The organism is Stenotrophomonas sp. 704A1, from assembly GCF_030549525.1.
In the GTDB taxonomy this organism is placed as follows: Bacteria; Pseudomonadota; Gammaproteobacteria; order Xanthomonadales; family Xanthomonadaceae; genus Stenotrophomonas; species Stenotrophomonas tuberculopleuritidis.
Genome location: NZ_CP130831.1, coordinates 4,543,550 through 4,566,774, shown reverse-complemented (window position 1 = coordinate 4,566,774; position 23,225 = coordinate 4,543,550). Strand labels below are relative to the sequence as shown.

The window sequence follows — 23,225 nt, the reverse complement described above, 5'->3', positions numbered from 1 at the left end:
CCCGCATGGACCGCTTCGAGGCGATGCGGGCCTTTGCCCGGGTGGTGGAGACGGGCAGCTTCACCCGTGCCGCGCACACGCTGCAGCTCAGCCGTACCACGGTGACCCAGCTGGTACAGCAGCTGGAAGCGCACCTGCGGCTGCGCCTGCTCCACCGCACCACGCGCCGGGTCAGCGTCACCGCCGACGGCGCCGCGTACTACCCGCGCATCGCCCGCCTGCTCGCCGACCTGGACGAAGTGGAGGGCGGCCTTGGCGATGCCGCCACCCAGCCGCGCGGTCGCCTGCGCGTGGACGTGCCGGGGCCGTATGCACGGCTGCGGCTGGTGCCGGCGCTGCCGGATTTCCAGGCGCGCTACCCGGAGATCCAGCTGGACATCGGCGTGAGTGACCGCGAGGTCGATGTCATTGCCGACAACGTCGATTGCGTGATCCGTGGCGGCACCCCGGCCGACCCGGCGCTGGTGGCGCGGCCGCTGGCGGCGTTGCCGATGGGTTTCCACGCCAGCCCGGGGTACGTGCAGCGCTTCGGCCTGCCGGCCGACCCACGCGCGCTGGAAGGGCCCGACCACCACACGGTCGGCTTCCTCAGCCCGCGCAGTGGCCGGGCGCGGGTGTTCAGCGCGCAGCGCGGCGATGAGCGCGTCGAGGTGCAGGGCCGCTATGGGGTCGGCTTCGACGACGGCAACGCCTATCTGGCTGCTGCGCTGGCCGGTCTGGGCGTGGTCGCGCTGCCCCGCTACATGGCCGAGCCGCATCTGGCGCGCGGCGAGCTGCTGCCGGTGCTGCAGGACTGGCAGCTGCCGCCGATGCCGATGCACGTGATGTTCCCGCCGAACCGGTACATGAGCCAGCGCCTGCGGGTATTCATCGACTGGGTGGTCGAGGCGCTCGGCGCTACCGGGGACGCAGCCAGTGCTCGATCAGGGTGACGCCGCGTGCCACGCCCTGCTCCTCCGCCATCGACGCGCCCAAGGCAGCCGCGCGTGCACGCGTAGCAGGGTCTTCGGCGAAGGTGATGGCCGCCGCCAGCGTTGCTGCATCCAGTCGCTTCGGTGACAGCGGCGCGGGTGCGACGCCCAGCCGATGCAGGCGATCGGCCCAGAAGAACTGGTCCGCAGCGAATGGCATCACCAGCGACGGGATGCCGGCGCGGCAGGCCGAATGCGTTGTGCCGCTGCCACCGTGGTGGATGGCCAGGGCACACCGCGGGAACAGCGCTTCGTGCGGCGTCGGGCCCAGCACGTGGACCGCGTCGGGCAAGGTCATCGCAGGCAGCCCCACCCAACCCGGGAACAGCAGCACGCGGCGTGGTGCCAATGCCTGCAGCAGTGCCGGCAGCACGCGTTCGCGGTCGAAGCCGGTCATGCTGCCGAAGCCCAGATAGACCGGGGGTGGTCCCGCATCAAGGAAGGCCTGCAGTGCGGCCGGTGGCTGCCATCGGGCAGCCGGGGCCGACCACTGGCCGCACACGACGTGGTCGGCCGGCCAGTCCGAAGGTGTCGGCAGCAGCTGCGGCGAGATGCCGTACAGCATCGGCAGGCCGGTCCACAACGCGCGCCGTGGTGGCTGTCCCAGCTGCTGGCGTGCGGCGTTGACCGGCCGCCGGAACTGGCGCCAGATCAGGTCGTTGACCAGTCCGTAGCTGGCCCGGTTCACCCAGCCCGGCGAACGGCCGGGTGGCAGGAACGGGGAGCGGAATGCACGCGTCGGGGTGAGCGGAATCATCCCGGTGCCGATCACCGGTATACCGCGGCGTTCCCCCACGCTCATGCCGACAAAGGCGGCCAGGCCACCGGTCAGAATCGCATCGCACCCCTCGGCCGCCGCATCCGCCTGGCGCATCCAGCCACTGACGTGCTGCAGCGCCATCCGTGCCAGACCGGTACTGGCGGCGGCGACACCGTTGCCGCGCGAGACCAGTGCCACCACTTCACCATGGATGTCACCTTCCAGGGCCGCATGGGGCACATCCAGCGCCTGCGCACTGGCCAGGGTGCCGCCGTCGGCCAGCAGCATCACCTGGTGGCCCGCGGCGATCAGGCCATGGCAGAGCATCACCAGCGGGCGCGTATCGCCTTCGGTGCCGTAGGTCAGGACCAGCAGCCGCATCGGGACTCTCCGCAACAGGACGTGCAAGTATGGCCGTTCACGCCCTCGGCCGGCCCGGCCCTGTTCAGCCGCTCCCTGTGGGTAAGTTGCGCAACGCCTTGATTGCGTGCATAATGCGCGGCTCGCTGTGTCCGGTTTCGTGCCGGGCGGCGGCGCCGGGAGCACGTCCCCGGCCGCCCAACGCCAGCGTAACCCCTTGATTCTCTTGACGTGTGGCGGGCAACCGCCGAGGCCGCCGTCTCCCGGGCTACGGGCTGACACAACTTACTATCGAGGTGCGCCATGTCCCGCGTATGCCAGGTTTCCGGCAAGCGAGTGCAGACGGGTAACAACGTCTCGCACGCCAACAACAAGACCCGTCGTCGTTTCCTGCCGAATCTGCACGAGCGCCGCTTCTGGGTTGCCAGCGAGAACCGCTGGGTGAAGCTTCGTGTTTCCGCGCATGCACTGCGCACCATCGACAAGAACGGTATCGATTCCGTTCTGGCTGAGCTGCGTGCGCGCGGCGAAAAGGTCTGAGGAGTAGACGATCATGGCAGGCAAGCGCGATAAGGTCCGTATGATTTCGACCGCCGGTACCGGTCACTTCTACACGACCGACAAGAACAAGAAGAACACCCCGGGGAAGATGGAATTCTCCAAGTACGATCCGGTCGTGCGCAAGCACGTCCCGTACAAGGAAGGCAAGATCAAGTAATCCGCGAGGATTGCTGGTCGCTTCCGGAAAAACCCGCCCTCGTGGCGGGTTTTTTTGTGCCTGCCGCTCCCGCCGGGGCGGGGGCGTGCATGTAGCATCGAGCCACGCTCGACGGCACTCCAGGCGGGCGCAAGGCAATCTGAGCGCGGCTCGACTCTACAAGGTTGGCTGGGCAGAATGACCCGACACCTCCCGACGGGCGCGCCTGATGCTGTTCGAGTGGCTGCTGGGTTCCTACCTGCTGTTGATCGACTGGCTGATCCGGTTGGTGGCGCTGTGCTGGATTCCCGCCCGCACCACGCCGGGCGCGGCACGCAGCTGGCTGCTGCTGGTCGGCTTCGTGCCGCTGCTGGGCCTGCCGCTGTACCTGCTGTTCGGTCACCCGTGGCTGTCGCGCGAGCGTATCCGCCGCCAGGCCGAGGCCTCGCAGGTGATCCGCGAGGAGCAGGCGCTGCAGCGCCGCCTGCGCTGGACCCCGCAGGCGGACACCGCCAGCGCCGAGGTGGTGCCGCTGGTGCAGCGCCAGGGCGACTTCATGCCGGTGCATGGCAACGCGGTCGATCTGCTGACCGACTACCACGACTCGCTGCACACCCTGATCGCCGACATCGACCAGGCCCAGGACCGGGTCCACCTGCTGTACTACCTGATGTTCGACGACGCCGTCGGTGAGGCCATCGTCGAGGCGCTGCAGCGTGCGGCCGCGCGCGGCGTCCAGTGCCGTGTGCTGCTGGATGCGGTGGGCGCCAAGCGCGGGCTGCGCGCGTACCGCAAGCGGCTGCGCGCGCGCGACATCGAAGTGCGCGCGATGCTGCCGGGGGGCCTGCGCTGGCGCCGCAGCGGGCGCATGGACCTGCGCAACCACCGCAAGATCGCGGTGATCGACAACGAAGTGGGCTACGTCGGTTCGCAGAACCTGGCGCGCCCTGAGTTCGTGGCCGGCCATCCCAACCGTGAACTGGTGGCACGCGTGCGCGGGCCCGCCGTGGCGCATCTGGAGGCCGTGTTCGCCAGCGACTGGTACATCGAGACCGGGCAGCGCCTGGAGGTCATCGCTGACGTGCCGGTGTGCAGCGACGACATCGCCACCCAGCTGCTGCCCAGCGGCCCGGCCTACCCCTACAGCAACGCGCGCGACGCGGTGGCGGCGCTGATCCACCTGGCCCGGCGCCGGCTGGTGATGGTCACCCCGTACTTCGTGCCCGATGAGGCGACCCTGAGCGCGCTGCGCATCGCCGCGCTGTCCGGGGTGCAGGTGCAGCTGATCCTGTCGGCCAGCAACAACCAGCGGCTGACGTCCTGGGCCCAGGAGGCCTACTACGATGAACTGCTGCGCTGTGGCGTGAGCATCGCCCTGTACGAGCCGCAGTTCCTGCACGCCAAGCACATGAGCGTGGACGAGGACATCGCCGTGCTCGGCTCGATCAACATGGACATCCGCTCGTTCGCGCTCAATGCCGAGATCGGCCTGATCTGCTACGACCGCGCCCTGGTGAAGGAGCTGCGCGCCATCGAGGACGACTACCTGCGGCAGTCGCGCCTGCTGGAACTGGAGCAATGGCGCAGAAGGCCCACCTGGCGCCGCAGCCGGGAGGGCATCGCGCGTCTGGCCGACGCGCTGATGTAGCCGCCACGCGGCGCGCTCCGGCCTGTCGGCAGCGATGGCCTACAATCCATCCATGACTGATTCACCGCATAACGGCGCGCTGGACCTGGCGATCATCGGCGGCGGCGCCGCCGGCGTACTGGTGGCGATCCAGGTGCTGCGACAGGCCCGCAGCGCCCTCGCGCTGGCCCTGTTCGAGCCTGCATCACAACTGGCGCAGGGGATTGCCTACGCCACGCCATGGCCGGAGCACCTGCTGAACGTGCCTGCCGCGAAGATGAGCGCCTTCCCCGATCAGCCCGGCGATTTCCTCGACTACCTGCAGGTGATCGACGCCTGTCCAGGCGACGCCCGCGAGGTGCTGGGCGAGCGATACGTCGGCCGTCATCTGTTCGCCCGCTACCTGCAGCAGCGGCTGCAGGAGGCGCAGGCCGCCAGCCCGGCACGCCTGCAGGTGGTGGCGCAGCCGGTACTGGCAGTGCACCCGGATGACCACGGCTATCGCCTGCACCGGGGTGACGGCACGGCGTGCCATGCCGCGCAGCTGGTGATCGCCACCGGCAACAGCATGCGGCCGCTGCCGGTGCAGGGCGCCGATCAGCTGCCCGCCGATGCGGTGATCGAGGCCTGGGACTACGACGGCGTGCGCACGCTGGCCGGTGACAAGGCGATCGCCATCGTCGGCTCCGGCCTGAGCATGGCCGACACCGTGCTGGCGCTGGTCGCCGCCGGCCATACCGGACCCCTGCATGTGATTTCGCGTCATGGCCTGCTGCCATTGCCGCATGCACCGGGCGGCCTGCCCGGCTTCGACCCGCTCACGCTGCTGCCGATGAACCTGCGCCAGCGCCTGCGCGCGTTGCGCGGATTCGCGCGCCAGGCGCAGGCCGACGGCCTGCCCTGGCAGGGCGTGATGGACCGCATCCGACCGCACGGGCAGGCGCTGTGGTGCAGCCTCGATGAGGCCGACCAGCGTCGCTTCCTGCGCCACGTGGTGCGCTATTGGGACGTGCATCGCCACCGCATTGCCGAACAGGTCAATGCGCAGCTGCAGGCGCTGCAGGACCGCGGCCAGCTGCATGTCCACCGGTCCCGCCTGCAACGTGTCTGGCGCGAAGGCGATGCGCTGCGGCTGACCGGCCGCGATGCTTCCGGCAACGACCAGCACTGGACCCTGGGCGGGGTGGTCAATGCCACCGGGGTGGAAACCCGCGCGGCGGCGTTGCGCAATCCGCTGCTGCAACAGCTGCAGGCCGATGGCCTGGCCCGCCCGGGCCCGCACGGACTGGGCCTGGACAGCGACGCCGAAGGCGACCGCCTGCGGTCTGCCAGCGGCCAGCCCCAGGCCCGGCTGGGCGTGCTGGGCAGCCTGCGCATCGGCAGCCTGTGGGAAAGCCTGGCGGTGCCTGAACTGCGTCAGCAGGCGCAGGCGCTGGCTGCCCGGGTTGTCGCAGGAGCCGCGACGGCGATGCCGTAAAATGGGGGAATGGATGTTTCCCACCTGCTTGATGGGCTGAACCCGGCCCAGCGCGAAGCCGTCTCCGCTCCCCCTGGCCATCACCTGGTGCTGGCCGGTGCAGGTTCGGGCAAGACGCGCGTACTCACCCACCGCATCGCCTGGCTGCACGAAGTCGAACGGGTGCCGACCCATGGCATCTTCGCGGTGACCTTCACCAACAAGGCCGCTGGCGAGATGCGTCATCGCATCGACGCGCAGTTGCCGCACGGCAGCCGCGGCATGTGGATCGGCACGTTCCACGGCCTGGCCAACCGCCTGTTGCGCCTGCACTGGCAGGACGCCAAGCTGCCCGAAGGCTTCCAGGTGATGGATTCGGACGATCAGCTGCGGCTGGTCAAGCGCGTGGTGCAGGCGCTGGAACTGGACGACGGCAAGTATCCGCCCAAGCAGATCGCGTGGTGGATCAACGCGCAGAAGGACGAGGGCCGCCGCCCGCAGCACATCCAGGCCGAGCCGAACGATGCCTGGCTGGACACCATGCGCCAGGCCTATGCCGAGTACCAGGCCCGGTGCGATCGGGCCGGTCTGGTCGATTTCGCTGAACTGCTGCTGCGCGCGCACGAGCTGCTGCGTGACAATCCGGCGTTGCTGGCGCACTACCGCGCGCGCTTCCGCGAGATCCTGGTGGACGAGTTCCAGGATACCAACGCGATCCAGTACGCCTTCGTGCGCGTGCTCGCCGGCCACGAAGGCCACGTGTTCGTGGTGGGTGACGACGACCAGGCCATCTATGGCTGGCGCGGCGCCAAGGTCGAGAACGTGCAGGGCTTCCTGCGCGATTTCCCCGGGGCGCAGACCATCCGCCTGGAGCAGAACTACCGCTCCACCGCCAACATCCTCAGCGCTGCCAACGCGGTGATCGCGCACAATCCGGACCGCATCGGCAAGCAGCTGTGGACCGACAGTGGCGATGGCGAGCCGATCGACCTGTACGCGGCCTACAACGAGATGGACGAGGCACGCTACATCGTCGAGCGCGCACGGCAGTGGGTGCGCGACGGTGGCAGCTACACCGAGATCGCGGTGCTTTACCGCAGCAACGCCCAGTCGCGCGCGCTGGAAGAGGCCCTGCTCAGCGAGCAGGTGCCGTACCGCGTGTACGGCGGCATGCGCTTCTTCGAGCGCGCCGAAGTGAAGGATGCGCTGGCCTACCTGCGCCTGCTGTCCAACCGCAACGACGACGCGGCGTTCGAGCGCGCGGTGAACACCCCCACCCGCGGCATCGGCGACCGCACGCTGGACGAGGTGCGCCGCGAAGCGCGTGCGCAGGGCATTTCGCTGTGGGAAGCGACCATGCTGGTGACCCAGGGCAGCGCGCTGGCCGCGCGCGCGCGCAATGCGCTGGCCGGGTTCCTGGTCCTGGTCAACGAGCTGCAGGCGCAGACCCGCGAGATGACCCTGGCCGAGCGCGTGGACCACGTGCTGGTGCGCTCGCAGTTGCGCGAGCACTGGAGCAAGGAAAGCCGCAACGCACTGGACTCGGAATCCCGCACCGACAACCTCGACGAACTGGTGTCGGTCGCCTCGCGCTTCGTGCGCCGTGCTGACGACATCGAGGAAGTGGGCGAGAACCTGGACGAGCTGGTCGCGTTCCTGGCCTACGCCGCGCTGGAAGCCGGCGAGGGCCAGGCACAGGCGGGCGAGGAGGGCGTGCAGCTGATGACCCTGCACTCGGCCAAGGGCCTGGAGTTCCCGCTGGTGTTCCTGGCCGGCCTGGAAGAAGGCCTGTTCCCCAGCGCACGCTCGCTGGAGGAAAGCGGGCGCCTGGAGGAAGAGCGCCGCCTGGCCTACGTCGGCATCACCCGTGCGCGGCAGAAGCTGGTGTTGAGCTATGCCGAGTCGCGGCGTATCCACGGCCAGGACAACTACAGCCTGCCGTCGCGCTTCCTGCGCGAGATTCCGCGCGAGCTGCTGCATGAGGTGCGCCCGAAGGTGCAGGTCTCGCGGCCGGCCTCGCTGGGCAGCAGCCGGGTGATGGGGCATGCGTCGATCGAGGCGCCGCCACTGAAGCTGGGCGCGCTGGTCACCCATCCCAAGTTCGGCGAAGGCATGGTGACCGACTACGAAGGCAACGGCGCCCACGCCCGCGTGCAGGTCGAGTTCGCCGACGCCGGCAGCAAGTGGCTGGTGATGGCCTACGCCAACCTGACGGTGATCTGATCGTCGCGTTGCTTCATCTGCAGTGCCGGGCCTGGCCCGGCTCCCCAGGGCGCCGGGCACCGTTGGAAAACGGACCCGGCCCCGATACGCTGCGCCCATGACCCGCAACGTGCTCTTCCTCTGCAGCCAGAACCGGCTGCGCAGCCCCACCGCCGAGCAGGTGTTCGCCGATTGGCCGGGGATTGAAACCGCCTCGGCGGGCCTGCTGGCCGACGCCGAAGAGGTGCTCAGCCCCGAGCTGCTGCAGTGGGCGGACCTGGTGTTCGTGATGGAGAAGGCGCACCGCAACCGCCTGTCCAGCCGATACAGGGCATGGCTGAACGGCAAGCGGGTGATCTGCCTGGATATCCCCGACGACTACGAGTACATGGACCCGGTGCTGGTCGAGCTGCTGAAGCGCAAGGTGCCACCGTTCCTGCGTTGATGGGTTGTTGTAGCGCCGAGCCCATGCTGGGCTGATCCTGGTGGGAAAGGCAGCCGAGCAGGGCTATGCCGGTCGTCCTGACCGGCACCCTTCGTGCCGTCGCAAGCGACGTTGGCAGCGGCGCCTGCCGCTACCTTCGACCCTACAATGGGGCCTGACATCTTCCAGGAACGCCCTCATGACCGAACCCACCCTGCACGTCACCGTGACGTTGAACGCCAGGCTGCAGCCGGCGCATCGCCACGAGCTGTTCGAGGATCCGCTGGACGCGCTGCTGCAGGCGGCCGAGCTGGGCGAGATCACTGGCGGCGGCACCGCGATGTCCGATGAGGGCGAGGTCGAGTACGGTGATATCGAGGTGGCCCTGGCCGATGCGGCCGCTGTGCCGAAGCTGGTGGATCTGCTGGAACAGCTGGGTGCACCGAAGGGCTCGAAGGTGCAGGGGGCGGGCGAGGCCGACTGCACCTTCGGCGTCACCGAGGGGCTGGGGATCTACCTGGACGGCCTGAACCTGCCCGACGAGGTCTACGAGCAGTGTGATTCGAACCATGTGTTCGAGCAGCTGTCCGAGCGCATCGACGGCCTGGGCGAGATCTGCAGCTGGTGGCAGGGTCCGACTGAAACCGCGCTGTACCTGTACGGGCAGTCGTTCGAAGCGATGCGCGCGGCCATCGCCGAGTTCGTGGCCAGCTACCCGCTGTGCCAGAACGCGCGCGTGGTGCAGATCGCCTGACGTGGTGACTGCGGTGGGGCCGGCCAAGTGCCGGCACCTGCCGGATCCGGTCAGCGGGCCGGTATGACGAGGGTGGCAGGCCGCGCGTTGTCGGCCTTGGCCAGCGATTTTCCGAACTGGTAGCCGCCTGCAAACAGGGCCAACGCGGCCACGCAGATCAGCAGCACGATGAAGCCGGTCCTGGAGGTCGAGCGGGGACGGTCCTGCATGACGGCTCTCCGGTCATGCGGCGGGGCGCCGCGCTGGCAGCATGCGCCTGGCCGGGTACAGGAACAAGTGCACCTACCCGGGCCGGCGCACCTGCTCCCAGTCCAGGCCGAATTTCGCCAGGTACTTGCGCAGCCGGTCGGCGTCGTTGGTACTGGCGCGCTGGGTGCGCGATACCGCGAACAGCTCGCGTCCCGCCGCCGACAGGGATTTCGAGCGCGCGCATACCCGGACCACGTCTTCCAGCTGCACGCGGTCGAAACGGTCCAGCGCCTCCATGCCCTCGCCGAGCAGTGCCTCCAGCGGCGAGGGTGCATCGCCGCCGCGCCATTGCGCGCGCAGGCGGGCGATCTCGTCTTCCACGCCTTCGATCTGGATGCGGCCGGCGCTGGCCAGGGTGGCCAGCCGCATGATGGACGCGCCGAGATCGCGGAAGTTGCCGCGCCAGGCGGCCTCCGCACTGGTGGCGAAAGCGAGATAGCGGGCGCGCGCCTCGACGTTGAAACGCACCCGCGCATGCTGCTCCTGCGACCACCGTTCCAGCTCGAACTCGATGTTCGGTTCGATGTCCTCCAGGCGCTGTGCAAGCCCCGGCAGGTGGTAGGTCCACAGGTTGAGGCGCGCCAGCAGGTCCTCGCGGAAGCGGCCCTCCAGCACCGACTGCTGCAGATCGCGGTTGGTGCCGGCAATCAGCTGGAAATCGCTTTCCACTTCGCGGTCGCTGCCCACCGGCAGGAACCGCTTCTCCTCCAGTGCCCGCAACAGCATGGCCTGTTCGTCCAGGCCGAGCTCGCCGATCTCATCGAGGAACAGCAGGCCCTGGTGGGCCGAACGCAGCAGGCCGGCACGGTCGCTGGCAGCACCGGTGTAGGCACCTTTGGTGTGCCCAAACAGCGTGCTCATCGCGCCGTCGCCCCGCAACGTGGCGCAGTTCACTTCGACAAAGCGGCCTGGCAGCTGGTGCTTCAGTTTTTTCAGTTCGAAGACCCGCTTGGCCAGCTGGCTCTTGCCGGCACCGGTCGGGCCCATCAACAGCATCGGCGCGCGTGACCGAGTGGCCACCGTCTCGATCTGCGCGATCATCGCGTTGAACGCCGCGTTGCGGGTGGCAATGCCGCTCTTGAGCAGGTCGCGATCCTGCAGCTGCTGTTGGGCGAAGCGCTGCGCGATGTGGTCGTAGCGCGATAGATCCAGGTCGATGATCGCGTAGGTGCCGGCAGCGCCATCCTGCTTGCGCGGCGGTGATGTCTGCAGCAGGCGGCCGGGGAAGTGCCGGCTTTCGGTGAGCAGGAACCAGCAGATCTGCGCGACATGGGTGCCGGTGGTGATGTGGACGTAGTAGTCCTCCTCTTCCGGCTGGAAGGGATAGCTGGCCAGGAAGTCGTGCAGGGTGGCGTAAACGCCCTCGAACTCCCACGGGTCGGCCAGGTAGGTGTCGTGCCGCTGCACGGTGATCTCCGGCGCGGCCTGCGCCAGATCCTCGCAGACCAGGCGTGCCAGCTTGCTGTAGCGGCGCTCGTCGAGCAGCAGCTCGACGCGGTCCGGCAGAAAATCCTCGTGCATGCCCAGCGAGACGGTGGGGCGCCACTTCTGCCAACGCCCCGGGCCCTCGCCCGCGTCGAGCTGGGTCCCGAGCATCCCGAACACCACCTGCCGCCGTGCCATATCCAATCCTATAAAGAGTGCGCTCAAACTATATAGATTTCCGATCATGCTCGTCGATCAGATCCCGTTTTTCAATAAATAAACCTTAAAAAACAATTGTTTGAGTGATGCACGGAAAAGTTGGCACGGCCATTGCTCTATATCCGGCAAGACACGACGCGGGCTGTTCCCGCACAGGACACCACCATGGCCAACCTTTCGCTCTTCTCCTGGATGCGCCCGCCGCAGCCGCAGCAGGCCGACACCGTCAACGATGCCGGTGGCCTGGCCTATCGCCGCGACCCGCGGGCGGCGCTGGCGCTGTACGCCGCCACCGGGTGCCTGAACAACACCTTCTACAGCGATGCCCAGGCACAGTTGCAGCAGGTGCTGGGGCTGACCGCGCAGGTCGAGCCGCGCTTCATCGCCCGTACCGCGGTCTATGCCCGCCAGGCCGCGCACATGAAGGACATGCCGGCGCTGCTGCTGGCGGTACTGAGCCTGCGCGATCCCGTCGCGTTCGCCGCAGCCTTCCCGCGGGTGATCGACAACGGCCGCCAGCTGCGCACGTTCGTGCAGATCATGCGCAGCGGTCAGGTCGGGCGCCGTTCGCTGGGCTCGTTGCCCAAGCGCCAGGTGCGCGAGTGGATCCAGCAGGCAACGGTGGAGACGCTGCTGCGTGCGGCGATCGGCCAGCAGCCGTCGCTGGCCGACCTGATCCGCATGGTGCACCCGAAGCCGGCCGATGCCGAACGCAAGGCGTTGTATGCGTGGATCGTCGGTCGTCCGTATGACGAGGCACAGCTGCCGGCGCTGGTGCGGGCCTACGAAGCGTTCAAGCGTGAGCCGCGTGGGCTGCCGCCGGCGCTGCCCTTCCAGTACTTCAGCACGTTGCCGCTGGATGCGGCGCAGTGGTCGGCGCTGGCCGAGGCATCGTCGTGGCAGACGTTGCGGATGAACCTCAACACGTTCGCCCGCCACGGGGTGTTCGACGACCCGGCCAGGGTGCAGCGGATTGCCGGGCGCCTGCGCGATGCGCAGCAGGTGCGGCGCTCACGCGTGCTGCCGTACCAGCTGCTGATGGCCTACCTCGCCGGCGACGGCCTGCCGCAGCCGATCCTGCAGGCGCTGCAGGACGCGATGGAGATCGCGACCGGCTCGGCGCCGGCATTGCCGGGTCGGGTGGTGGTGGCCGTGGACGTGTCGGGCTCGATGCAGTCGCCGGTGACCGGCTACCGCAAGGGCGCCAGCACCCGGGTGCGCTGCGTGGATGTGGCCGCGCTGATCGCAGCCTGCGTGCTGCGTGGACAGCCCGAGGCCACCGTGTTGCCGTTCGACACGGAGGTGCGACCGGTGCGGCTGAACCCGCGCGACAGCGTGATGACCCTGGCCCGGCAGCTGGCGATCAATGGCGGTGGTACCTCGGTCAGCGCGCCGCTGTGCTGGCTCAACGTCCAGCGCCAGCCGGTCGACCTGGTGGTGATGGTGTCGGACAACGAGAGCTGGCGTGATACCCGTGCCGGCAACCAGACCGCCACGATGCTGCAGTGGGATGCGATCAAGCGTCGTTGCCCGCAGGCACGGCTGGTGTGCATCGACCTGCAGCCGGTGGCCAGCAGCCAGACCGTGCAGCGCGAGGACGTGCTGCACATCGGCGGCTTCAGCGACGCGGTGTTCGACCTGCTGGCGCAGTACGCGCAGGCGCCGTCTGATGGCGGCGGCTGGGTCGAGCGCATCGAGGACATGACGTTGTAAGGCGGCAGGGAGGCCGCAAGGAACCGCCCGGCTGGCAATGGGGCCAGCCGGGCAGGGCCAGAATCAAAGCTTTTCGCGGTGAATGCTGGTGGAACTACATTGGTTGTCCCTTCGGGGTCGGGTTCGAGTCCCGCCTTTCCTGCCGTGCGCGGGGAAAGAGACGTTCCACTCCTTTTGTCACCGCACCTGTTTCAACGCCGGCCCTGCGAATGCCGGAGGAACTACAGCCTGTCACGCTCCAGGTCGCGGGTTCGAATCCCGCTCGTCGCGGCAACGCGGCGGTAGCTCAGTGGTAGAGCAGGATGTTCCTCCAATGTTGTCGCAGTACCGGCGCCTTCGCTTTCGTTGCGCGGGGAATGCAGGCCGAACTACATCGGAAACCCTTCGGGGTCGGGTTCAAGTCCCGGCCGCCGGCCCCGGCAACGTGGCAGGCGGAGCGTTCGGCCACCTTTGTCACCGCACCTTTTCTGTTTTTGCTTTGGATGAAAGGAAACATCACCATGACCACCATGAACTATGACGTGATCCAGCAGCCGGGCGCTGCGCCGATCAAGCTGTGGACCCGCGGCGTGCCACTGGAAGACCAGGCGCGTGAGCAGCTGCAGAACATCGCCCGGCTGCCCTTCATCCACAAGTGGATCGCGGTGATGCCCGACGTGCACCTGGGCAAGGGCGCAACCGTGGGTTCGGTGGTGCCGACCGTTGGCGCGATCATTCCCGCTGCGGTGGGCGTGGACATCGGCTGCGGCATGATCGCCGTGCGCACCACGTTGACCGCCAGCGACCTGCCGGACAACCTGGCGGCGGTACGCAGCGCGATCGAGCGGGCGGTGCCGCATGGCCGCAGCGTGACCCGTGGCGGCCGCGACAAGGGCAGTTGGGACACGCCGCCCGAGCTGGCGGTGGAGGGCTGGGCGCAGCTGGTGGATGATTTCGCGCTGATCTGCGAGCGTCACCCGCGCCTGAAGAACACCAACAACCTCAAGCACCTGGGAACGCTGGGGACCGGCAACCACTTCGTCGAAGTGTGCCTGGACCAGGACCAGCGCGTGTGGTTCATGCTGCACTCCGGTTCGCGTGGCGTGGGCAATGCCATCGGCACCTACTTCATTGAACTGGCCAAGCAGGAAATGCGCCGCTGGATGATCAACCTGCCCGACCAGGATCTGGCGTACCTGCCCGAGGGCAGCCAGCACTACGGTGACTATGTGTTCGCGGTGGACTGGGCGCAGCGTTTCGCACGCATGAACCGCGAGGTGATGATGCGCAACGTGGTGGCGGCGGTGCGCACGGTGATCAGCAAGCCGTTCGAGGCGCAGGCCGAGGCGGTGAACTGCCACCACAACTACGTGAGCCGCGAAACCCACTTCGGCCAGGACGTGATGCTGACCCGCAAGGGCGCAGTCAGCGCGCGCAAGGGCGAGCTGGGCATCATTCCGGGCAGCATGGGCGCCAAGAGCTTCATCGTGCGCGGCCTCGGCAACGAGGACAGCTTCCACAGCTGCAGCCACGGTGCCGGCCGCGTGATGAGCCGGACCCAGGCGCGCAGGCTGATCAGCGTGGATGACCACGCCAAGGCCACTGCGCACGTGGAATGCCGCAAGGATGCGGAGGTGGTGGACGAGTCGCCGGCGGCCTACAAGCCGATCGAGGCGGTGATGGAGGCCCAGCGCGATCTGGTCGAGATCGTGCACACGCTGCGCCAGGTGGTGTGCGTGAAGGGATGAGGCAACCCGCGCGCGGCACGTACTGCGCCGCGCGCGGTGGTACCGCCTGGTACTGCAACACCGGGCAGCAAGGAACAGGCAGATGGACATGATTGAACTGGAGGGGGCGCACGGTGGCGGGCAGTTGCTGCGTTCGGCGCTGACCCTGAGCCTGTGCACCGGCACCGGCTTCACGATGCACAACATCCGCGCGATCCGGCGCAAGCCGGGACTGATGCGCCAGCACCTGACTGCGGTGAACGCCGCAGCGCGGATCGGCAACGCCTGCACCCACGGTGCTGCGCTGGGCGCCACCTCGCTGCGCTTCGAGCCGGGCGCGGTGACGGCCGGCGACTATCACTTCGCCATCGGCAGTGCCGGTTCGGCCACGCTGGTGCTGCAGACGGTGCTGCCGGCCCTGTGGCGCGCGCAGGGGCCGTCGCGGTTGCGCCTGGAGGGCGGCACCCACAACCCGCTGGCACCCAGTGCCGATTTCATCGCCGACAGCTACCTGCCGTCGCTGGCGCGGATGGGCGTGCAGGCCTCCATGCAGCTGCTTCAGCACGGTTTCCATCCGGCCGGTGGCGGTGTGGTCGAGGTGCAGGTGGCGCCCTGCGCGGTGCTGCAGGCGGCACGGATGGAACGTCGCCCGGCGCTGGAATCGATGCAGGCGCAGGTGCTGATGTCGGGCCTGTCCGGCAGCATCGGCGTGCGCGAGCTGCAGGTGCTGGCCGACAGACTGGGGGTGGATCCGCATCCACGCCACGTGCAGTCGATCCGGCCGGCCCTGGGCCTCGGCAATGTGGCCCTGGTGCGCGTGCGTCACGGCGATCATGTGGAAGTGTTCGCTGGCCATGGCGAGCGGGGCGTGTCGGCCGAGCAGGTCGGCGCGCGCCTTGCCGGCCAGGTGCAGCAGTATCTGGAAGGCGGCGGCGTCGTGGGCGAACACCTGTCCGACCAGCTGCTGGTGCCGATGGCGCTGGCCGGAGGTGGGTCGTTCACCACGCATGTGATCAGCGACCACCTGGCCAGCAATGCCCGCCTGATCGAGAAGTTCCTGCCGGTGGCGTTCGACTGGCAGCGGCACGAAGGCGCCTGGCGGGTGACCGTCGAGACGTGAGCATGCCGCCGGGCCAGGCCCGGCGGGCATCATTCCCGTCGCGGATTGATCGTGCTCAAGGCGCGATCTGCACATGGGGTGTGCAATGGTGGCGTTCCCATTGGGTAGATCACCGCGGAGCCCCACCATGTACAAGCGCATCCTGATCGCCACCGACGGTTCCGAGCTGGCCGACAAGGGCCTGGCCAAGGGCCTGGAGCTGGCCAAGGACCTCAACGCCGAGGTCGACATCGTCACCGTCTCCGAACCCTGGGCCGTCGGCATGTACGACGCCATGGGCTGGAGCGTGGGCTACATGAACAGCCCCGAATACAAGGCCGACCGCGAAGAGGGCGCACAGAAGGTGCTGCAGCCGGCGCTGGCCAAGGCCGCCGAGCAGGGCATCACTGCCAACCCGGTGCATGTGCTGGACCGCTACGCCGCCGACGGCATCATCGAGACCGCCGGTGAGCGCAACAGTGACCTGATCGTAATGACTTCGCATGGCCGCCGCGGCGTGACCCGCGTGCTGCTGGGCAGCCAGACCGCCGAGGTGCTGGCACGCAGCACGCTGCCGGTGCTGGTCATCCGCTGACACCACCGCGTCCCGGGGAGGGGACCCGACGCCGGCCGCAGGATGCGCGCCGGCGTCATCTTTCGTGGCCTGATGCGCCTCCACGCCCGGCGTGGAGGACGCCCTCCCGCCGCACCCGCATCACCAGCTGTACAGCTTCCAGTAGACCGGCGACACGCCGTCCTTGTCATTGTCGAAGCGGCCATCGCCGTTCTGGTCATACAAGTAGAACGGCGCACCGCGCGAGGGCGTCACCTTGACCATGCGCAGCTGTCCCGACACGCGGTACTCCTCGATGGTGTCACCGTTGTCCATGGTGCGTTTGGAGACGTCGGCGCCCTTGACGTCGACCGGGGGCGCCCCGCCGCCGCCCAGGCTGGCGCAACCAGCAAGCAGAAGTACGGAAGCCAGCATCAGGGTCTTCATCGGCGGCGGCCTTTGCCTGGGTAGAGCCCCGATTATGCCCCAATGGCACGTCGCCGCCGTGTCGCCGCGGTGCAGGCACGGGCGCGTAGAATCGGCGCATGAGCAGATTAGTCCTGATCGACGGGTCCAGTTACCTGTACCGCGCGTTCCACGCGCTGCCGCCCCTGTCCAATGCACAGGGTGAGCCCACCGGCGCGCTGTTCGGCGTGGTCAACATGCTGCGTTCAACGCTGAAAGAGCGCCCGGCCTACGTCGCGTTCGTCGTCGACGCGCCCGGCAAGACCTTCCGTGACGACCTGTACGACCAGTACAAGGCCAACCGCCCGCCGATGCCCGACGAGCTGCGCAGCCAGGTCGAGCCGATGTGCCGCATCGTCGAGGCGCTGGGCATCAGCATCCTGCGCATCCCCGGCGTGGAAGCCGACGATGTGATCGGCACGCTGGCGCTGCAGGGCCTGGCGCAGGACCTGAAAGTGACCATTTCCACCGGCGACAAGGACTTTGCCCAGCTGGTCCGTCCGGGCATCGAGCTGGTCAACACCATGACCGGCAGCCGCATGGATTCGGACGCTGCGGTGATGGACAAGTTCGGCGTGCGCGCCGACCAGATCGTCGACCTGCTGGCGCTGATGGGCGACACCGTTGACAACGTGCCCGGCGTGGAGAAGTGCGGGCCGAAGACCGCCGCCAAGTGGCTGGCCGAGTACCAGCACCTGGACGGGGTGATGGCGGCCGCGCCGAGCATGAAGGGCAAGATCGGCGAGAACCTGCGCGCCGCGCTGGAGCGCCTGCCGCTGAACCGCGAGCTGGTGACCATCCGCACCGACGTGGCGCTGGAGGCCAGCCCGACCACGCTGGCCCTGCGCGAGCAGGACGTGCCGGAGCTGACCGAGCTGTATGCGCGTTACGGCTTCACCCAGGCGCTGAAGGAACTGGGTGCGCCGCTGCCGGCACCGGCTGCGGCCAGCGAGGCCACCCCGAGCCTGCGCGGCACCGCCGCCGGCTTCGCCCGTGGCAGCGCCGAGGCACCGGCAGCGGGCACGCTGGACCCGGCACTGGCCGCACCGGGAGCGTACGAGACCGTGCTGACCGCCGAGCAGCTGCAGGCCTGGGTCGAACGTGTGCAGCAGGCCGAACTGATCAGCTTCGATACCGAAACCGATGCGCTGGACGCGATGCGCGCGCGCCTGGTGGGTGTCAGCCTGGCGGTCGAACCGGGCAAGGCCGCCTACATTCCGGTCGGCCACGACTACCCGGGGGCGCCAGCCCAGCTGCCGCTGCAGCAGGTGCTGGACGCGCTGCGGCCGGCGCTGCAGGATCCGGCGAAGAAGAAGCTGGGCCAGCACGGCAAGTACGACCTGCACGTGCTGCGCCGCCATGGCGTGGACGTGCAGGGCTACCACGACGACACCATGCTCGAGAGCTTCGTGCTCAATTCCACCGCCACCCGCCACGACATGGATTCGCTGGCCCTGCGCTACCTGGGCTACAGCACCATCAAGTTCGAGGACGTGGCCGGCAAGGGCGCCAAGCAGATTCCGTTCTCCCAGGTGGGCATCGACGAAGCCAGCCGCTATGCGGCCGAAGATGCCGACATCACCCTGCGCCTGCACCACGCACTGCGGCCGCAGCTGCTGGCCGAACCGGCGCTGGACAGCGTCTACCGCGATATCGAGATGCCGCTGGTGCCGGTGCTGGCCAGCATCGAAGCCAACGGCGTGCGCATCGACGCCGACGAGCTGCGCCGGCAGAGCCAGGACCTGTCCTCGCGCATGCTGGCCGCGCAGCAGAAGGCCACCGAGCTGGCCGGGCGCAGCTTCAACCTGGATTCGCCCAAGCAGCTGCAGGCGGTGCTGTTCGACGAACTGAAGCTGCCGGCGGTGGTGAAGACCCCGAAGGGCCAGCCGAGCACCAATGAAGAGGCGCTGGAGGCGATCGCCGAGCAGCACGAGCTGCCACGGGTGATCCTGGAGTACCGCGGCCTGGCCAAGCTGCGCAGCACCTACACCGACAAGCTGCCGGAAATGGTCAACCCGGATACCGGACGCGTGCACACCAGCTACCACCAGTCCGGCGCCGCCACCGGCCGCCTGTCCTCGTCCGACCCGAACCTGCAGAACATCCCGATCCGTACCGAGGATGGACGCCGCATCCGCCGCGCGTTCATCGCTCCGCAGGGCTGCCAGCTGCTGGCGGCCGACTATTCGCAGATCGAGCTGCGGATCATGGCCCACCTGTCCGAGGACCCGGGCCTGGTGCGTGCCTTCGAGCAGGGCGCCGACGTGCACCGCGCCACCGCCGCCGAGGTGTTCGGGCGCACCCTGGACGAGGTGACCCCGAACGAGCGCCGCGCCGCCAAGGCGATCAACTTCGGCCTGATGTACGGCATGAGCGCCTTCGGCCTGGCCCGCAACCTGGGCATCGACCGTGGCCAGGCGCAGGACTACGTGGCGCTGTACTTCAGCCGCTACCCGGGCGTGCGCGATTTCATGGAGCGCATGCGCCAGCAGGCCCGTGACCAGGGCTACGTGGAGACGCTGTTCGGCCGCCGCCTGTACCTGAATGACATTCATGCACGTAACCAGGGGCTGCGTGCCGGCGCCGAACGCGCAGCGATCAATGCGCCCATGCAGGGCACCGCCGCCGACATCATCAAGCGTGCGATGGTCGAGGTGGACCAGTGGCTGCGCGAGAGCCGGGCGCCGGCGCGGATGATCCTGCAGGTGCACGATGAACTGGTGTTCGAAGCCGAGGCCGGATTCATCGACGAACTGCGTACACAGGTCGTAGAACGCATGTCGCAAGCAGCACAGCTGCGTGTGCCGTTGGTCGTGGATACCGGTGTCGGCAGCAACTGGGATGAAGCGCATTGAGTCGCATTCAGGCCGGAAACGGCGTGAATTCGTTCATTTGCCTGTTATTTCTGACTCGAACATGAATGTTTCCTCGAAGGGGGCATATTAAATTGGGCCCCTTCACGAACCGTTAGTGTTCGGAGTGCTTCTATAACTCTCGACAGGCGCAATGCCTGTTGTGGATCTCTCCCATCCCCTGGAGCAGATCTCGGAACGGGGACTCCTCCCCAAGTGCCCGTTCCCCGGCCCCGTTGACCTCCCCCTGGTCAGCGGGGCTTTTTATTTTCTCCGCCGTATGTTGCGCCGCCCGGGTGCGCCCGGCCCGGCCCGCTGCGCAGGTGATTGCCAGCCCGCGCACCCTGCGCCACGCTGGGCCATCGCATCCAGGGGCAAAGGCGCATGCACGATCTGTTCGCACTGGCGATGCCGTGGTGGGAGTTCGTCCTGCGCGCCATCATTGTCTACGTCGTGGTGCTGGGCATGGTCCGGCTCAGCGGCAAGCGCGCGCTGGGACAGATCACCCCGTTCGACGTGCTGCTGATCGTGCTGCTCGGCAACGCGGTGCAGAACGCGCTGCTGGGCACCGACACCTCGCTGGGTGGCGGCCTGCTGCTGGCGGCCACCCTGATCCTGCTCAACTACGGCGTGGGCTGGCTGACCACCCGCAACCGGCGCATGGAACGCCTGATCGAAGGCGAGCCGGTGGTGATCGCCCGCGACGGGCGGCTGCTGGAGGCGGTGCTGCGCCGCGAGCTGGTCAGCACGGCCGACTTCGAAGCCGCGTTGCGTCAGCAGGGTTGCCTGCGGGTGGAGGACGTCGAACTGGCGCTGCTGGAAACCACCGGCCACATCACCATCCTCCCGAAGAAGTAGCCTGACGCCCGCTCAGCGCCGAGCGCGCGCCCGGCGCCGACCCGCCTCGATCATGGCGTGCAGCGTTCGCCGCCTGCAGCCGGTTTGCGCTCGTAATAGGCGAAACGGTTGCCGCCATCGATACCGATCAGGTTGCCGTTCTGCAGCGGCTGCAGCACGAAGTCGCTGCCGAGTTCGCGATGGATGAGGATGCGGCCGTCGCGCAGGCTCGCACGCAGTGGCTGCTCGCGGCCGCCGGCCTGGACCACGCCGCCTTCCAGGAAGCGCACCTGCGACAGCACGCTGCCCACGGCTTCGAAGCTGCCACAGGGCAGCGTGGCGGCGGGCACCGGCGTGAGCGCGGATGCAGGCGCGCTGGCGAGAACAGCAAGGTCCTTGGCCGGCGTACAGGCCGGGGCGTCGGTGCGCTGTGCACAGGACCGGTGCAGTGCATCGCGGGCCTGCTGCAGGCGGCCATTGCTCCACAGGGTCTCGGCGGCGTCGGCACAGAACGTTTCGCCCTGCTGCACGCGGCACAGCTCGTCCAGTTCATCCAGCTGTGCCGGTGGCAGCGGCGCATCCACCGAATGCTGCAGGCCGAGCACTGCCTTGCCCATCATTTCCGAAGCGATTTTTTCGGCCGCCGCCATGCAGCCCTCGGCGTCGAACGACGGTGACGCCTCCTTGCAGATCTCGGGCATCGGCGGATCGTCCGTGTTCGGGGCGGCGTCCTTGGCCTGCTGCTGGTAGGTCTCCAACAACTGCATGCAGGCGGCGCCCACGCCCTCGGCGCACCAGGCGTGCAGCTTCAGCGGTTCAGCCTCCGGCAGGGCCTCCAGGCACTCGGAGGTGTTCATCACGCACCCGCCCTCGATGGGTTCCGGCATCGCTTTGCATGCGGCGGCGCTTTCACGGGTGAACTCGCGATAGGGCGTGTTGATCGTGCGGTCGCCGTTGGAGAAGTACCAGTTCTCCAGACGGCCCGTGGACAGGTTGCCGGTGCCGAGCATGTCGTCCTGGCGGACGATGCGCAGGTCCTCGGTGGCCTGGTAGGGGCCGGACAGAGAACCATGGCCTTCGCTTTCGAGGGTCAGCGTGGTGTTGCCGCTGGTGTCCTTGTAGGTGCCGCAGGCCATCGACTGCGCGGCCGCCGGCAGGCTGGCCGAGGCCAGCGCGAACACCAGCAGCAAGCGCCAGCCCGCAGTGCGGGGGCGGGGGAGAACAGCAACAGGCATGGGGGTCGTGCTTGAACGAAAAGTGCAGGCCTGTCTGGTGCAGGGCGCAGCACGGGCAGGGGAACGACGCCACGTCCCAGGCGTGGCGCCGGAAGATCAGATCCAGTCGCGCGGCACCAGGTAATCGGCCAGCCGCGCCTCGGCGCTGCCTGCCTCCGGGGTGAAGCCGTATTCCCAGCGAACCCGCGGCGGCAGGCTCATCAGGATGCTCTCGCTGCGGCCACCGCTCTGCAGGCCGAACAGGGTGCCGCGGTCGTAGACCAGGTTGAATTCCACGTAGCGGCCGCGGCGGTACAGCTGGAACTCGCGTTCGCGTTCGCCGTAAGCGCTGTCCTTGCGTTGCCGCACGATCGGCAGATAGGCATCGAGGAAGCCATCGCCGACCGCGCGCAGGTAGTCGAAATCGCGTTCGAAGTCGCCGTGCAGGTCGTCGAAGAACAGGCCGCCGACACCGCGCGTTTCGTTGCGGTGGCGCAGGAAGAAGTACTCGTCACACCAGCGCTTGTGCGCGGCATAGCGCTCCTCGCCGAAGGGGGCGCACAGGGCGTGCGCGACCTGGTGCCAGTGCTGCACGTCTTCGTCGAAGGGATAGAACGGGGTCAGGTCGAAGCCACCGCCGAACCAGCTGGCCACCACTTCGCCATCGCGCTGGGCCTGGAAGAAGCGCACGTTGGCGTGCGTGGTGGGCACGTAGGGGTTGAGCGGGTGGAACACCAGCGACACGCCGGTGGCGCGCCAGGACGCGCCGGCCAGTTCCGGGCGGTTGGCCGAAGCCGACGGCGGCAGGCGGCTGCCGGACACATCGGAAAAGCCGATGCCGGCCTGCTCGAACACCGCACCCTCGCGCAGCACGCGGGTGCGCCCGCCACCGCCCTCGGCCCGCTGCCACAGGTCTTCCTGGAAGCGGGCCCGGCCATCGGCGGTTTCGATCGCTGCACAGATGCGATCCTGCAGGTCGGTGAGGTAGGCGCGCACGCGCTCGAATTCGTTCATGGCGCGTACTTTACCGCAGGGCCCGCACCCTTCAGCGGAACCGTGCGCGGATGTCCGGCCGCAGCAGGCGCCAGCCCAGCCAGCCCTGCAGCCCGGCGAACAGTACCGAGGTTCCCAGGAGCATGAGCGTCATCAGCAGGCGCTGCACCTGCAGCTGTTGCCGCAGCGCATCGTCGTCGGCGATCAGGCCGATCAGCTGCCGCATCACCGCATCCAGCCACCCGGTGATGACGAAGTTGGCCAGCGCGCTCAGACCCAACGCCCACACGAAGGCCCACAGGCCCCAGCGGCGCTCGTGCCACAGGCCCCAGCTGGCCACGGTGGACGCCAGGCACAGCAGCGCCGCGATCATGGACGTGGCCACCGGGTGCGCGAGCATCCACAGCAGACTGCCATCCACATGGTGTTCCCGGGCCAGCGTCACCATCGCCTGCCAGAGCGGGGCCGGGGCCAGCACCGCAGCCACCACGGCCTGGCCCAGGAAGAACACCACCATCAACAGGCACAGCCAGAACGAGCCCTGCGCCAGCGGCGTGACCCAGGTGTTGCGGGGGGCCGGGGCCGGCGAGGGAAGATCGGGAATGGAGGAAGACATCCGGTGTCCTTGCGCTGCGATGGCGCCCGCCGG

21 protein-coding genes and 1 tRNA gene are annotated in these 23,225 nt (G+C 68.3%); 15 read left to right on the top strand and 7 right to left on the bottom strand.

The window, feature by feature from the left end:
• The first annotated feature begins 5 nt into the window (after positions 1–5).
• Entirely contained in the window at positions 6–932 is a 927-nt protein-coding gene (locus Q5Z10_RS20870) for a LysR family transcriptional regulator (protein ID WP_303637244.1), read from the top strand.
• Here the strand turns inward: Q5Z10_RS20870 and Q5Z10_RS20865 are convergent.
• Positions 898–2,112 carry a glycosyltransferase gene (locus Q5Z10_RS20865; protein ID WP_303637243.1) on the bottom strand — a complete coding sequence of 405 codons (1,215 nt, stop codon included), beginning with the start codon at positions 2,110–2,112 and terminating at the stop codon, positions 898–900. The two genes, Q5Z10_RS20870 and Q5Z10_RS20865, sit on opposite strands and share 35 nt — an antisense overlap.
• Positions 2,113–2,394: 282 nt before the next feature.
• Here Q5Z10_RS20865 and rpmB point away from each other — a divergent pair, with 282 nt between their 5' ends.
• The 7 genes from rpmB to Q5Z10_RS20830 all read left to right on the top strand — a co-directional run bounded on the left by rpmB (position 2,395) and on the right by Q5Z10_RS20830 (position 9,251).
• Positions 2,395–2,631: a 50S ribosomal protein L28 gene (gene rpmB, locus Q5Z10_RS20860; RefSeq protein WP_005411638.1), complete on the top strand. Its 237-nt coding sequence runs from the start codon at positions 2,395–2,397 to the stop codon at positions 2,629–2,631.
• A 10-nt stretch (positions 2,632–2,641) separates the two neighbouring features.
• A complete protein-coding gene (rpmG, locus tag Q5Z10_RS20855) occupies positions 2,642–2,809 on the top strand; it encodes a 50S ribosomal protein L33 (RefSeq protein WP_170272460.1) in 168 nt (55 codons plus the stop codon).
• Between the two features lie 208 nt (positions 2,810–3,017).
• Positions 3,018–4,436, top strand: coding sequence for a cardiolipin synthase (cls, locus tag Q5Z10_RS20850; protein ID WP_303637242.1), 1,419 nt, complete (start codon positions 3,018–3,020; stop codon positions 4,434–4,436).
• Between the two features lie 34 nt (positions 4,437–4,470).
• Entirely contained in the window at positions 4,471–5,892 is a 1,422-nt protein-coding gene (locus Q5Z10_RS20845; protein ID WP_303637241.1) for an FAD/NAD(P)-binding protein, read from the top strand.
• A gap of 9 nt (positions 5,893–5,901) precedes the next feature.
• Complete coding sequence (gene uvrD, locus Q5Z10_RS20840; protein WP_303637240.1) at positions 5,902–8,094, top strand: DNA helicase II; 2,193 nt, start codon at positions 5,902–5,904, stop codon at positions 8,092–8,094.
• A 97-nt stretch (positions 8,095–8,191) separates the two neighbouring features.
• A complete protein-coding gene (locus tag Q5Z10_RS20835; protein WP_303637239.1) occupies positions 8,192–8,518 on the top strand; it encodes a low molecular weight protein tyrosine phosphatase family protein in 327 nt (108 codons plus the stop codon).
• 178 nt (positions 8,519–8,696) lie between these two features.
• Complete coding sequence (locus Q5Z10_RS20830; protein ID WP_303637238.1) at positions 8,697–9,251, top strand: hypothetical protein; 555 nt, start codon at positions 8,697–8,699, stop codon at positions 9,249–9,251.
• A gap of 50 nt (positions 9,252–9,301) precedes the next feature.
• On the opposite strand, the gene Q5Z10_RS20825 is transcribed toward Q5Z10_RS20830, so the two are convergent.
• Together Q5Z10_RS20825 and rtcR are read right to left on the bottom strand one after the other, a co-directional pair.
• Positions 9,302–9,460, bottom strand: a complete 159-nt coding sequence (locus Q5Z10_RS20825) for a hypothetical protein (RefSeq protein WP_303637237.1) — start codon at positions 9,458–9,460, stop codon at positions 9,302–9,304.
• A gap of 73 nt (positions 9,461–9,533) precedes the next feature.
• Complete coding sequence (gene rtcR, locus Q5Z10_RS20820; protein WP_303637236.1) at positions 9,534–11,096, bottom strand: RNA repair transcriptional activator RtcR; 1,563 nt, start codon at positions 11,094–11,096, stop codon at positions 9,534–9,536.
• Between the two features lie 213 nt (positions 11,097–11,309).
• On the opposite strand from rtcR, the gene Q5Z10_RS20815 reads away from it, so the two are divergent.
• The 5 genes from Q5Z10_RS20815 to Q5Z10_RS20795 all read left to right on the top strand — a co-directional run bounded on the left by Q5Z10_RS20815 (position 11,310) and on the right by Q5Z10_RS20795 (position 16,257).
• Entirely contained in the window at positions 11,310–12,857 is a 1,548-nt protein-coding gene (locus Q5Z10_RS20815) for an RNA-binding protein (protein ID WP_303637235.1), read from the top strand.
• A gap of 275 nt (positions 12,858–13,132) precedes the next feature.
• Positions 13,133–13,272: transfer RNA gene (locus tag Q5Z10_RS20810), tRNA-OTHER, on the top strand.
• Positions 13,273–13,357: 85 nt separating this feature from the next.
• Entirely contained in the window at positions 13,358–14,584 is a 1,227-nt protein-coding gene (locus Q5Z10_RS20805; protein WP_303637234.1) for an RtcB family protein, read from the top strand.
• 82 nt (positions 14,585–14,666) lie between these two features.
• Positions 14,667–15,683, top strand: a complete 1,017-nt coding sequence (gene rtcA, locus Q5Z10_RS20800; protein ID WP_303637233.1) for an RNA 3'-terminal phosphate cyclase — start codon at positions 14,667–14,669, stop codon at positions 15,681–15,683.
• A 127-nt stretch (positions 15,684–15,810) separates the two neighbouring features.
• The gene (locus tag Q5Z10_RS20795; RefSeq protein ID WP_005411629.1) at positions 15,811–16,257 is read left to right on the top strand and encodes a universal stress protein; all 447 of its coding nucleotides are present in this window, start codon (positions 15,811–15,813) and stop codon (positions 16,255–16,257) included.
• Between the two features lie 120 nt (positions 16,258–16,377).
• Here Q5Z10_RS20795 and Q5Z10_RS20790 read toward each other — a convergent pair whose 3' ends face one another.
• Positions 16,378–16,662: a DUF2782 domain-containing protein gene (locus Q5Z10_RS20790; protein ID WP_303637232.1), complete on the bottom strand. Its 285-nt coding sequence runs from the start codon at positions 16,660–16,662 to the stop codon at positions 16,378–16,380.
• 98 nt (positions 16,663–16,760) lie between these two features.
• Between Q5Z10_RS20790 and polA the strand changes: the two genes are divergently transcribed.
• Positions 16,761–19,535 carry a DNA polymerase I gene (polA, locus tag Q5Z10_RS20785; RefSeq protein ID WP_303637231.1) on the top strand — a complete coding sequence of 925 codons (2,775 nt, stop codon included), beginning with the start codon at positions 16,761–16,763 and terminating at the stop codon, positions 19,533–19,535.
• Between the two features lie 381 nt (positions 19,536–19,916).
• Positions 19,917–20,390 (top strand): DUF421 domain-containing protein, encoded by a 474-nt coding sequence (locus tag Q5Z10_RS20780; RefSeq protein WP_303637230.1) that lies wholly within the window; start codon positions 19,917–19,919, stop codon positions 20,388–20,390.
• A gap of 50 nt (positions 20,391–20,440) precedes the next feature.
• Here Q5Z10_RS20780 and Q5Z10_RS20775 read toward each other — a convergent pair whose 3' ends face one another.
• The 3 genes from Q5Z10_RS20775 to Q5Z10_RS20765 all read right to left on the bottom strand — a co-directional run bounded on the left by Q5Z10_RS20775 (position 20,441) and on the right by Q5Z10_RS20765 (position 23,192).
• Positions 20,441–21,604: a hypothetical protein gene (locus tag Q5Z10_RS20775; RefSeq protein WP_303637229.1), complete on the bottom strand. Its 1,164-nt coding sequence runs from the start codon at positions 21,602–21,604 to the stop codon at positions 20,441–20,443.
• Between the two features lie 96 nt (positions 21,605–21,700).
• Positions 21,701–22,597 carry an oxygen-dependent coproporphyrinogen oxidase gene (gene hemF, locus Q5Z10_RS20770; protein WP_303637228.1) on the bottom strand — a complete coding sequence of 299 codons (897 nt, stop codon included), beginning with the start codon at positions 22,595–22,597 and terminating at the stop codon, positions 21,701–21,703.
• A 31-nt stretch (positions 22,598–22,628) separates the two neighbouring features.
• Entirely contained in the window at positions 22,629–23,192 is a 564-nt protein-coding gene (locus tag Q5Z10_RS20765) for a hypothetical protein (RefSeq protein ID WP_303637227.1), read from the bottom strand.
• Positions 23,193–23,225: the final 33 nt, after the last annotated feature.

Excerpts from the sequence above, each read along its gene's own strand:
- Q5Z10_RS20870 (WP_303637244.1), top strand. The coding sequence starts at position 6 with ATGGACCGCTTCGAGGCGATGCGGGCCTTTGCCCGGGTGGTGGAGACG.
- Q5Z10_RS20865 (WP_303637243.1), bottom strand. The coding sequence starts at position 2,112 with ATGCGGCTGCTGGTCCTGACCTACGGCACCGAAGGCGATACGCGCCCG.
- rpmB (WP_005411638.1), top strand. The coding sequence starts at position 2,395 with ATGTCCCGCGTATGCCAGGTTTCCGGCAAGCGAGTGCAGACGGGTAAC.
- cls (WP_303637242.1), top strand. The coding sequence starts at position 3,018 with ATGCTGTTCGAGTGGCTGCTGGGTTCCTACCTGCTGTTGATCGACTGG.
- Q5Z10_RS20845 (WP_303637241.1), top strand. The coding sequence starts at position 4,471 with ATGGCCTACAATCCATCCATGACTGATTCACCGCATAACGGCGCGCTG.
- uvrD (WP_303637240.1), top strand. The coding sequence starts at position 5,902 with ATGGATGTTTCCCACCTGCTTGATGGGCTGAACCCGGCCCAGCGCGAA.
- Q5Z10_RS20835 (WP_303637239.1), top strand. The coding sequence starts at position 8,192 with ATGACCCGCAACGTGCTCTTCCTCTGCAGCCAGAACCGGCTGCGCAGC.
- Q5Z10_RS20830 (WP_303637238.1), top strand. The coding sequence starts at position 8,697 with ATGACCGAACCCACCCTGCACGTCACCGTGACGTTGAACGCCAGGCTG.
- Q5Z10_RS20825 (WP_303637237.1), bottom strand. The coding sequence starts at position 9,460 with ATGCAGGACCGTCCCCGCTCGACCTCCAGGACCGGCTTCATCGTGCTG.
- rtcR (WP_303637236.1), bottom strand. The coding sequence starts at position 11,096 with ATGCTCGGGACCCAGCTCGACGCGGGCGAGGGCCCGGGGCGTTGGCAG.
- Q5Z10_RS20815 (WP_303637235.1), top strand. The coding sequence starts at position 11,310 with ATGGCCAACCTTTCGCTCTTCTCCTGGATGCGCCCGCCGCAGCCGCAG.
- Q5Z10_RS20805 (WP_303637234.1), top strand. The coding sequence starts at position 13,358 with ATGACCACCATGAACTATGACGTGATCCAGCAGCCGGGCGCTGCGCCG.
- rtcA (WP_303637233.1), top strand. The coding sequence starts at position 14,667 with ATGGACATGATTGAACTGGAGGGGGCGCACGGTGGCGGGCAGTTGCTG.
- Q5Z10_RS20795 (WP_005411629.1), top strand. The coding sequence starts at position 15,811 with ATGTACAAGCGCATCCTGATCGCCACCGACGGTTCCGAGCTGGCCGAC.
- Q5Z10_RS20790 (WP_303637232.1), bottom strand. The coding sequence starts at position 16,662 with ATGAAGACCCTGATGCTGGCTTCCGTACTTCTGCTTGCTGGTTGCGCC.
- polA (WP_303637231.1), top strand. The coding sequence starts at position 16,761 with ATGAGCAGATTAGTCCTGATCGACGGGTCCAGTTACCTGTACCGCGCG.
- Q5Z10_RS20780 (WP_303637230.1), top strand. The coding sequence starts at position 19,917 with ATGCACGATCTGTTCGCACTGGCGATGCCGTGGTGGGAGTTCGTCCTG.
- Q5Z10_RS20775 (WP_303637229.1), bottom strand. The coding sequence starts at position 21,604 with ATGCCTGTTGCTGTTCTCCCCCGCCCCCGCACTGCGGGCTGGCGCTTG.
- hemF (WP_303637228.1), bottom strand. The coding sequence starts at position 22,597 with ATGAACGAATTCGAGCGCGTGCGCGCCTACCTCACCGACCTGCAGGAT.
- Q5Z10_RS20765 (WP_303637227.1), bottom strand. The coding sequence starts at position 23,192 with ATGTCTTCCTCCATTCCCGATCTTCCCTCGCCGGCCCCGGCCCCCCGC.